Origin of the sequence: Aestuariivirga sp. (assembly GCF_044239095.1) — a bacterium.
Classification (GTDB): domain Bacteria; phylum Pseudomonadota; class Alphaproteobacteria; order Rhizobiales; family Aestuariivirgaceae; genus Aestuariivirga.
The window spans coordinates 1-9,602 of record NZ_JBIICB010000159.1; the positions used below are offsets into that span (position 1 = coordinate 1).

A 9,602-nucleotide genomic window follows, 5' to 3' on the forward strand; every position below is an offset into this window, starting at 1 on the left:
TCTTTACATCATCGGTGAGCATTTCCTCCCCGTTCACCACCAGCTGATGATCGTGCCGGGAACCGATGCGTCATCCGTCAGGACGGTGCACAGCCACGTTCATGCGCTGGGCCAGTGCCGCAAGGTGATGCGTGAGCTTGGCCTCAAGCCCGTGGTGGCAGCCGACACGGCCGGCGCCGCGCGTGAGCTTTCGCAATTGCGTGACCCGACGCGCGCCGCCATTGCCTCGCGCCTCGCGGCCGAGATCTACGGCCTCAATATCATCCGTGAGAACATCGAGGACGAAAGCCACAACACCACGCGCTTCGTCGTATTGTCCGCCACGCCCCAGGACGCTGAGCCCGAGGACCAGCCCGTCATCACCACCTTTGTCTTCCGCGTCCGCAACGTTCCCGCCGCCCTTTACAAGGCGATGGGCGGCTTCGCGACGAATGGCGTCAACATGACCAAGCTCGAATCCTATCAGATCGAGGGCCAGTTCTCGGCTACCCAGTTCTATGCTGACATCGAAGGCCACCCCTCGGAGCGCAACGTGCGCCTCGCCATGGAGGAGCTGGAGTTCTTCACCAGCTATCTGCGCGTGCTCGGCATCTACAAGGCGTCCCCCCACCGCGCCGAGCTGGCGAAACGCTTCGAACTGGCCTGAGCCTCGCTCAACCCTCCAGCGCCACCCGCACCAGCTCATGGGCGATGGCATAGGGGTTCGCCGCGTAGAGCCCGTCCGGGTGCGTACGGTCGATCATCATGCGCGCTTCCTCCGCGCTGAACCAGCGCGCCTCCTCGAGTTCGTTCTCGTCGAGCACGATCTCGCGGGTGGTGGCCTCGCCGATCAGGCCGATCATCAGATTCGAAAGAAAGGGCCAGGGCTGGCTTGTCACATAGCGAACCGCGCCCACGCGCACGCCTGCCTCCTCGAACACCTCGCGGCGCGCCGCATCCTCGATCGTCTCGCCCGGCTCGATGAAGCCTGCGAGGGCGGAAAACATGCCTGGCTTCCAGGCCTTCTGCCGGCCGAGCAGGATGCTGCCCTCGTGCCGCACCACCATGATGGCGACGGAGTCGGTGCGCGGAAAATGGTCCATGCCGCAGGATGGGCAATGGCGGCGGTATCCGGCATCTGCGATCTCCAGCCGGGCGGCACAGTTCGAGCAGAAATTCCGCCGCTCATGCCACTGGATCAGCGAGCGCGCCTGCGCCAGGAGACCGAGTTCCTCCGCGGGCAGCGCCTCCTCGAGCGCCAGGCTCCTCAGGTCCCGGAAGCCCTCCGCCAGCTCCGCCTTGCAGGCGAACCACGGCGCTCCCGCCGGATCAAGGCCGAGGAATACGGTCAGCTCCGGCATGGGCCCCGGTGATGTCGCAAGGCGGCCACCCTCGAGAAGGGTGGCATCGCCCGCGATGCGGACCAGCTTCACATCGGGGCGCTGCTGGAGGTCCGCCAGCCAGGTGGCATTTGGCCGGTCATTGGCGCGGCGGTCCAGCCGGTTCGTCACATAGGCAAGCGTCATTGAAAGGGTCCGGTCATCAAAAAAGCACCCGGGTTTTCACCCGGATGCTCCACATCCGCAAGCTGCTTTCGGAAAGGTCAGCTAATGGCTGCCTTGGGCTGGGCGCCCTCGCGCTCCTTCAGCATGCCGTCGACGACGACGACCGTGCGCTCGAGGTCGGCAATCGCGTCTTCGAGTTCGACCCGCTGATTCCGCAGCGCCTCAAGCCGCTCGCGCATCTTGGTGGAGGCGATGCGCAACTGCGTCAGCTGCCCGTCGCGCAGATTGTAAAGGTCGAGCATTTCCTTGATTTCCTCAAGGGCGAAGCCAACCTTCTTGCCCCGCAGGATAAGCTGCAGCCGCGCCCTGTCGCGATAGCTGAACAGGCGCGTCCAGCCGCGCCGCGCGGGGTGCAGCAAGCCCTTCTGCTCATAGAACCGCAGCGTCCTCGGGGTGACGTCGAACTCGCGGCAAAGCTCGGTGATCGAGTAGGTGCGGTCGCGGTTCGAGGATTCTTTGGTGTCTGTCACAGTCATGATCTCACGCTCCAATCGGAAATGCCGGCCCTTGCCGTTGACCATACGTATAGTCCCATTCTGCCCGGCGTGTATACCCTTGCGTCAATCCGGCTTGCAACCGGCCTCTCGCCTGCCGTCCTGCGCAAGCGAATCCTGTCCGGTATCAAATGCTTAACTGAATCTTTACCAAGATAGTTAACGCTTGGACAAGAAATTCCCGCGCTCCTTATCGTGACCATTTGGTGAAAACCGGCAGGCGGGGCGCTGAAGTCGAGAGAACAAACCGTCATGAGACCCGGCATTCCATGGAGCGTCAAGGGCATAGACCCAGAGGTGCGCGCTGCCGCCAAAACCGCGGCAAGGCGTGCCGGAATGACCTTGGGGGAATGGCTAAATGGCGTTATTCTCGACCAGAACGGGAATACCGTTGATTCGGTCCTCGTCCGTGACGGCTATCCTAAGGTAAGCTTCTTGTCCGCAACCCCGCAAGATACAGACCCGCCATCCATTGGTGGCGTCCTCCGGGACGATCCGCAGCGCAAGCCTGCTGCTGCTGCCCGCCGGGACGATAGCGCGTCCAGGCTTCAGGACATTGCCCGGCAACTGGCCGATCTCGCCCAGAAGGAACGCCAGTCTGCGCCGGTGAGGCCCTTCGAGCCGGAGCGCGGGCGCAGCGCGGAGGATGAGCAAGCCTTCGCCCGCCTGCTGGAACGAATCGACGATAACGAGCGCCAGACGGTCGAGGCCCTCACGGCGGTGAACGAGCGGCTCTCCATCATGGGGCAGCAGGTCGCCATGCAGCCGCGCGCGGAGCCTTTTGCCCGGCCGGAGGACGTTCCTGGCTATTCCGCCCTCGAATCAGCGATCCGCAACGTCGTTGAGCACATTGAGATCAGCGAGAGGCGCACCCGCGATTCGCTCAAGGCCATGCAGGACCGGCTGAGCGAACTGGCGGAGCAGGCCATCGGCCGCCCCGGCGAGGATCAGCCGCGCACCGCGCCGGTGATCGCCCAGCTCGAGGCGCGCGTGGCAGAGCTCTCGAACCGTCTGCAGCGCACCGAGAGCAGCCTCCAGTCCGCCCTGCCTGAGCAGCTTCGCGGTGAGCTGGGGCAGATCGCCGAGCGCATCGAGAGCGTGAAGTCCTCCGCCGACCAGGTGGTAAAGCAGGCCCAGAGTGCGGCCGCGGGTGTCGCCCGCAGCGAATTGCGGGAGATTGAAACCCGCGTGCTCGCCAGCCTCAGGGAGGCCCAGGCGGCAGCCTCGGCCACCGCCGCTGCCACGCCTGAGATCGGCCAGTTGAAGGGCGAGATCGGCGGTCTGTCCAGGCGCATGGATGAAATCAGGGCAAGCTCCGCCACCGAGCGCGACCTTCATGCGCTGCGGATTGCCGTGGAGCATCTCTCCAGCCGGGTCTCCCAGGCTCCCGAAGCCTATCCCCTCGCCGAGGTGGACCGGCGGCTGGACGAGCTGGGCCTCAGGCTTGACCAGGTCGCGGCGGCAACGGGCGGCACGGCCCATGTCATGGACATCGAAGCCCGCTTGGCCGAAATCGGCCAGCGCGTGGATCAGGCCATGGTTCTTAACGGCGATCCGCAGGCCATGGCCCTCATCGAGCAGAACATCACCGCACTGAGTGAGCGCGTCGGCCGCACCGAGGATCAGCTCCGCCACATCGAGACCATGGAGCACGCGATCCAACGGCTCTATGACAGCCTCGAGCAGAGCAGGGAGATCACCAGCCAGACCGCCGAGGAAACGGCCAGCCGCACCGTGGAGCGCATGCTCGCTTCGGGAATGCCGAGCGGCCGCTCGCCGGAGCTGATGGCGCTCGAAGAGGGGCTTCGCGCCGCTCGTGAGAGTGCGGCGGGCGCTGAGCTCCGCAACCAGGAAACACTCGCCGCGGTGCACGAGACCCTGTCGCAGATCGTGGAGAAGATCGCCGAGCTTGAGAGGGGCTCACCCCGGCCGGTACCTGCGCCAGCCCCCGCGCCAACATACGCGCCTGAACCGCAGCCCAGCCTGCAACAGACCGCCCGCGCCTACATGCCCGAGCCTGCCGCCGCCGCCGCCGCCCCCGAAGCGGAACCGCTCTCCACCGGAGACGACTTCATCGCCGCCGCCCGCCGCGCCGCACAGGCGGCAGCCTCCCGGCCCTCGGCCTTGCGGGCGGAATTCGGCCCCGCAGTGCCGCCGCAGAAGCCGCAGGGCCGCAAATCCGTGCTGGGCCGTCTTTATGACCGCGACCCGGTAGACAGCCCCCCGGCTGGCATCGACCCGCTCCGCCCGGTGGCGAAGGATCCCGGCAAGACTGCGCGCCGGCGGCGTCTGCTGCTGGCCGGTGTCCTCCTGCTGGCCGTGGTTTCGGCCTTCGCCTACAACGCGCTGGTCAGGAGGTCCGCCCCGCCTCCTTCGCCGCCCGCCGCCATTGAACAGCCCTCGCAGCCGGGCGCCACGTCCCAGCGTCAGGGCCGCGTCGACCTGCAGGCCGATTCCATCCGCACGGCGTCCCTCTCCAAGGCGGACGTGGCCAACCGGGCCGTGCTGCCGCCGCCGGAGACCGGAACGGCGGCGCTGCGCAGCGCCGCGGTGAAGGGTGATGCCGCAGCCCAATTCATCGTCGCCAGCCGCTACCTCGACGGCATCGGCACCGCCGCGGATCCCGCCAAGGCTGTCTTCTGGTATGGGCAGGCGGCAGCCGCCGGCCTGGCCCCGGCGCAATACCGCCTCGCCACCCTTCTCCAGCTTGGCAAGGGCGTTGCGCAGAATTACGCGCTCGCCCTGTCCTGGTATGAGCGTGCCGCCCGCCAGGGCAACGTCAAGTCCATGTACAATGCCGCCGTGATCAGCCTCGGCGGCGAGGCCGGAACGGTTGACCACGCAAAGGCCTTCGCGCTGTTCTCGGATGCTGCCAGTCGCGGGCTCCGTGACAGCCAGTTCAATCTCGCCATCCTGTATGAGAGCGGCAAGGGCGTCAGGCAGGACCAGTCAGAGGCCGTCTTCTGGTATCGCCTTGCCGCCCTTCAGGGCGACAGCGATGCCGCGGCGCGTGCCGTAACACTGGCCAAGGGGCTGGGGCGCGAGGCCCTGTTGCGCATCGATCAGCGGCTCGCCGCCTGGACGCCCGAACCCAGCGAAGACGATGCCAATGCCGTGGCGGTCCTCGACCCCGCATGGCAGGACCCTGAATCCACGGTGCTTCTCTCCGGCGTGGCCGAGCCCGACTTGCCCTCGCCACCGGGCGCCGGTCTCGTGGCCGAGGCGCAGCAGCTGTTGCTCGAACTCGGATTCAATGTCGGCGCGCCCGATGGCAAGCTCGGCAGCCGCACCGTCGCCGCGATTCGCCAGTTCCAGGAGCTGTCCGGCCTTGAGGTCACGGGAGCAATCACGCCCGAAGTCATTGCCGAGATGCGTGACAGGGCAGGTTAAGCCTGCCCGCTTGTCCTCGCCCGCGCGGCAGGCCACACTGGCGCCATGACTGAACGGAATTCCTCGATCTCCATTCCCGGCGCGGCGCTGCTGCTCGGCCTCGCCGGGCTCATTCCATTTTTTGGTGGCGCCGCCGCGCTGTGGTCCTTGCTTCCCAGCCTTGCGCCGGAGCTGGGCCTCAAGCTGATCATCAGCTACGGGGCGATCATCCTGTCCTTCCTTGGCGGCATTCGCTGGGGAACGGCCATCGGCCCCTATGACACGCGCCGCCAGGGCCTTGAGTTCGGGGCCAGCGTGCTGGGGTCCCTCGCGGGGCTTGCCGCCATGTTCATTCCGGCGGTGCCCGCCCTTACCCTGCTGATCGCGGGCTTCCTCATGCAGGCGCTGTGGGACGTGACAAGCGTCGAGGCGGGGCGTCTTCCGGCCTGGTTCGGCAAGCTGCGTATGCTGCTGACGGCAGGCGCGGTGATCTCGCTCACGGCAGCGCTCGTGGCCGTGCTCGTCACCTGACCTTGCTGCCGGAAAAGCGGTGAATGGTCTTTGTGCCGATCATCCAGACGTCGAAGCCGTCGAACAGCCGTGTGAAGGGCTCCGCCCGCACGCTGAGCGCGCCGGTGTAGCTGCCGAAGGCTGGCATCACCATGCGCTGCCCGTTGGCGATGAAGCAGCGGCAGCGGATCCTGTGCCCGCGCGCATGCACGGTCGCGGCAGGATGGAGATGGCCCGAGATTTCAGCCTCCTCCGCCCGCAGCGTTCCCGCCTCATGGCGCAGCATCACGGGGCCCAGCGCCATTTCTTCCACGATGCTGCCGCCGATGTCCTGCGGCGGGGCCGGGTCATGGTTGCCGGTAATCCACACCGTCTCCACCGATGAGGTGATGGCGCGCAGAACCGCAAGGTCGCCCGCGTCGATCCGGTCGCGTGCATTGCCGTCGTGGAAGCTGTCGCCCAGGAAGATCAGCCGCGCGGGCCGCACCTCAGCGAGCGCAGCACTCAGCTGGTTCAGCGATTCGCGCGTGTCATAGGGCGGCAGGTGCACGCCGCGGCGGGCAAGGCTCGTTCCCTTCTCGAGGTGCAGGTCCGCCACCAGCAGCGCCCCGAAGTCCGGCGCATAGAGCGCGCCCGACAGGCTGGGAATGAAGTCCACGCCGCCCAGGCTGATGCGATGTGACCTAGACAAGCCGGGTGGCCTCGTCGAGGAGTTCATCCGCGGCTTCGGCGAGAAGGGCATCATGGCCCTCGCCGTAGACCGATTCGCGCCCGATCTCCAACAGCACCGGCACGGCGAGCGGTGATACGGTGTCGAGCGCCCTGTGCAGGATCTGGCCTTTGATCCGCCGCAGCATGGCGCCCAGCCGCCAGGCGTCGATCAGCCCTTCGGCCGCGTCATCCCAGGCCGCGCGCAGCAATATGTGGTCTGGCTGGTGCGTGCGCAGCACGTCATAGATGAGGTCGGTGTTCACCGTCATCTGGCGCGCCGTCTTCTCATGGCCCGGCTGGCGCCGCTCGATCAGCCCGGCGATGATCGCGGCATAGCGGAAGGTGCGCTTCATCAGCATGGATTCGGCCAGCCACGCCTCCAGGTCGTCGCCTAACATGTCCTCGTCGAACAGCCGGCCAAGCAATATCCGGCCCGCTGAAATCGACAGTGAGAGATCCCGCACCATCCAGATGACGAGCGCATATTCGGAGGCAACAAAGCCCAAGGGCTGCATCCCGGCGCGCTCCAGCCGCCTGGTCAGCAGCATGCCCAGCGTCTGGTGCGCCAGCCGTCCCTCGAAGGGGTAGCACACCATGTAGTGCTTCTCCGCGCGTGGGAATGTCTCGACCAGCATCTGGCTCGCCTTCGGCACCACGGAGCGGAAACGCTGCAGCGAGAGCCAGCCCTTCACCTGCGGCGGCAGCGCCTTCCATTGCGAAGGGTCGGACAGCATCTCGCGCACACGGCCCGCCAGATAGGTGGACAGCGGGAACTTGCCACCCTGATAGGACGGCACCATCGGTTCCCTGGCATTGGAGCGCGTGGCGAGCGCGCCGGACTCGTCCATGCCCTCATAGCGCAGGATCTCGCCCGCGAACATGAAGGTCTGTCCCACGGTCAGCTGGCTCAGGAACCATTCCTCCACCTCGCCCAGCACGCGCCCGCCCGTCACCACGCGCTTGCCCAGCCGCCGCTTCACATGGGCGAGGCGAACCTTGAGCATCTCGTCCTCGACGATGGTCCCCATGTTGAGGCGATAGGACGTGGCCAGCCGCGGGTGAGACAGGCGCAGCGTTCCATCAGCCTGAACCTTCAGCTTGGCATAGCGCTCATAGGCGCGAAGCGCATAGCCGCCGGTCGCCACATAGTCGACAGCCTTGTCGAAATCCTCGCGGCTCAAGCTGCGGTATGTCCAGGCGCTGCTGACTTCGGCGAAAAGATCGTCAGGGTGGAACGGCCCCGCACAGGCCCGGCACAGAATGTGCTGGGCCAGCACGTCATGCTTCAGCACCATGGGATATTCCGTATCCTGAGCATTTTCTTCAGCCGCCTGCAGCGCTGCCTGGCACTCCAGCACCTCGAAGCGGTTGGAAGGCACGAGCAGCGCCTGCGACGGCAGGTCCAGCTTGTGGTTCGAACGCCCGATCCGCTGCAGCAGCCGGCTCGATCCCTTCGGCGCTCCGACATGGATCACCAGATCGACATCCCCCCAGTCGATGCCGAGTTCGAGGGTAGAGGTGCAGACCACCGCGCGCAGGCGGCCTTCGCCCATCGCGGCCTCCACCTTCCGCCGCTGCGCCACGTCAAGCGAGCCGTGGTGAAGGGCGATCGGCAGGTTGTCGTCATTGGCTTCCCACAGCGCCTGGAACACCACCTCCGCCTGCGACCTGGTGTTGACGAAGACCAGCGTCATTTTCGCGCGTCTGATCTCCGCATAGATCTCGGGGATCGCATAGAGCGCTGAATGCCCCGACCACGGCACCCGCTCGACGGAGGAAAGGATGCGGATCGAGGGCTTCGCCCCCGGCTGCCCCAGCACCAGCGGCGCGGGGGAGGTTCCGGCAGGCACCAGCCATGCCCGCAGCGCATCGGGGTCCGCCACGGTGGCCGACAGCCCAATGTGGATCGCGTCCGGCGCAAGCGACCTCAGCCGTGACAGGGCGAGTGACAGCAGAACCCCCCGCTTCGATGTCACCATGGAATGGAGTTCATCGAGAATCACCGTCCTCAGCCCCTTCAGCAGATGCCCCGCATGCGGGTCGGCGATCAGCAGCGACACCTGCTCCGGCGTGGTGATGAGGATGTCAGGTGGCTTCTGGCGCTGGCGCTGGCGCCTGGCATGGGGCGTGTCGCCCGTCCGCGTCTCCACCCTCACGGGAAGCCCCATCTCCGCGATCGGCGCCTCGAGGTTGCGCGCAATGTCGACGGCCAGCGCCTTCAATGGCGAGACATAGAGCGTGTGGATGCCGCCGCCCTGTCCGTGCTGGGTGATCTCGGTGAGGCTCGGCAGGAACCCCGCCAGCGTCTTGCCCCCGCCGGTGGGCGAGATCAGCAGCACGCTCTGGCGCGCCCCGGCATGCCGGAGCACCGCCAGCTGGTGCGGGCGCGGTGTCCAGCCCCGGGCGGAGAACCAGTCAAGGAAGCGCTGCGGCAGGCTCATGGGGCTGCCAGCTTGACTTGGGGCGCGGGCAGAAGCAACACCGCCTCATGTCCTTCGATCCCAAATCCCCGGTGACGCACCGTTCGGTCCTGACCGTTGCAGTGCCGATCATGCTCTCCAACGTCTCGGAGCCGATGATCGGCGTCGTCAACACCGCGGTGATCGGCCAGCTGGATGACCCCTATTACATCGGCGCCATTGCGGTCGGCGCGCTGATCTTCAGCTTCATCTTCTGGGGGTTCGGTTTTCTCAGGCTGTCCACCGGCGGGCTGTCCGCCCAGGCGCTGGGGGCGGGGGACACCACCGAGCTGGTTGCCGTTCTGGTCCGTGCACTGATGATCGGCGTGGTGGCGGGCGCCGGGCTCATCCTTCTTGCTCCGCTGATCCGGGAGGCGGGCTTCGGCCTCGTCGGCGGCTCGGCCGAAATCCGCCAGCATGGCGAGACCTATTTCAACTACCGCATCTGGTCGGCCCCCGCTGCCCTCGCCAACTACTGCATCCTGGGCTGGTTCATCGGCCAGTCGCGCGCCAAG

The 9,602-nt window shown here is 66.6% G+C and carries 8 protein-coding genes; 4 read left to right on the forward strand and 4 right to left on the reverse strand.

Features of this window, described 5'->3' with window-relative positions:
- The coding region (locus ACILRA_RS14240; RefSeq protein ID WP_395662755.1) for a prephenate dehydratase domain-containing protein at positions 1-646 on the forward strand (646 nt) is incomplete at its 5' end.
- A 7-nt stretch (positions 647-653) separates the two neighbouring features.
- On the opposite strand, the gene nudC is transcribed toward ACILRA_RS14240, so the two are convergent.
- Positions 654-1,505 carry an NAD(+) diphosphatase gene (gene nudC / locus ACILRA_RS14245; protein WP_395662756.1) on the reverse strand — a complete coding sequence of 284 codons (852 nt, stop codon included), beginning with the start codon at positions 1,503-1,505 and terminating at the stop codon, positions 654-656.
- Positions 1,506-1,582: 77 nt separating this feature from the next.
- On the reverse strand, positions 1,583-2,020 hold the full coding sequence (locus ACILRA_RS14250; protein ID WP_395662757.1) for a MerR family DNA-binding transcriptional regulator: 438 nt from the start codon (positions 2,018-2,020) through the stop codon (positions 1,583-1,585).
- Between the two features lie 270 nt (positions 2,021-2,290).
- Here ACILRA_RS14250 and ACILRA_RS14255 point away from each other — a divergent pair, with 270 nt between their 5' ends.
- Positions 2,291-5,428, forward strand: coding sequence for a peptidoglycan-binding protein (locus ACILRA_RS14255; protein WP_395662758.1), 3,138 nt, complete (start codon positions 2,291-2,293; stop codon positions 5,426-5,428).
- A gap of 45 nt (positions 5,429-5,473) precedes the next feature.
- Positions 5,474-5,938 carry a DUF3429 domain-containing protein gene (locus ACILRA_RS14260; protein WP_395662759.1) on the forward strand — a complete coding sequence of 155 codons (465 nt, stop codon included), beginning with the start codon at positions 5,474-5,476 and terminating at the stop codon, positions 5,936-5,938.
- Here the strand turns inward: ACILRA_RS14260 and pdeM are convergent.
- Positions 5,931-6,608, reverse strand: a complete 678-nt coding sequence (gene pdeM, locus ACILRA_RS14265; RefSeq protein ID WP_395662760.1) for a ligase-associated DNA damage response endonuclease PdeM — start codon at positions 6,606-6,608, stop codon at positions 5,931-5,933. The two genes, ACILRA_RS14260 and pdeM, sit on opposite strands and share 8 nt — an antisense overlap.
- The gene (locus tag ACILRA_RS14270; protein ID WP_395662761.1) at positions 6,601-9,069 is read right to left on the reverse strand and encodes a ligase-associated DNA damage response DEXH box helicase; all 2,469 of its coding nucleotides are present in this window, start codon (positions 9,067-9,069) and stop codon (positions 6,601-6,603) included. Before ACILRA_RS14270 ends, pdeM begins: the two co-directional genes overlap by 8 nt.
- Before the next feature lie 47 nt (positions 9,070-9,116).
- Here ACILRA_RS14270 and ACILRA_RS14275 point away from each other — a divergent pair.
- A partial coding sequence (locus ACILRA_RS14275) for an MATE family efflux transporter (protein WP_395662762.1) occupies positions 9,117-9,602 on the forward strand: 486 nt, incomplete at its 3' end.

Excerpts from the sequence above, each read along its gene's own strand:
- ACILRA_RS14250 (WP_395662757.1), bottom strand. The coding sequence starts at position 2,020 with ATGACTGTGACAGACACCAAAGAATCCTCGAACCGCGACCGCACCTAC.
- ACILRA_RS14255 (WP_395662758.1), top strand. The coding sequence starts at position 2,291 with ATGAGACCCGGCATTCCATGGAGCGTCAAGGGCATAGACCCAGAGGTG.
- ACILRA_RS14260 (WP_395662759.1), top strand. The coding sequence starts at position 5,474 with ATGACTGAACGGAATTCCTCGATCTCCATTCCCGGCGCGGCGCTGCTG.
- ACILRA_RS14270 (WP_395662761.1), bottom strand. The coding sequence starts at position 9,069 with ATGAGCCTGCCGCAGCGCTTCCTTGACTGGTTCTCCGCCCGGGGCTGG.
- nudC (WP_395662756.1), bottom strand. The coding sequence starts at position 1,505 with ATGACGCTTGCCTATGTGACGAACCGGCTGGACCGCCGCGCCAATGAC.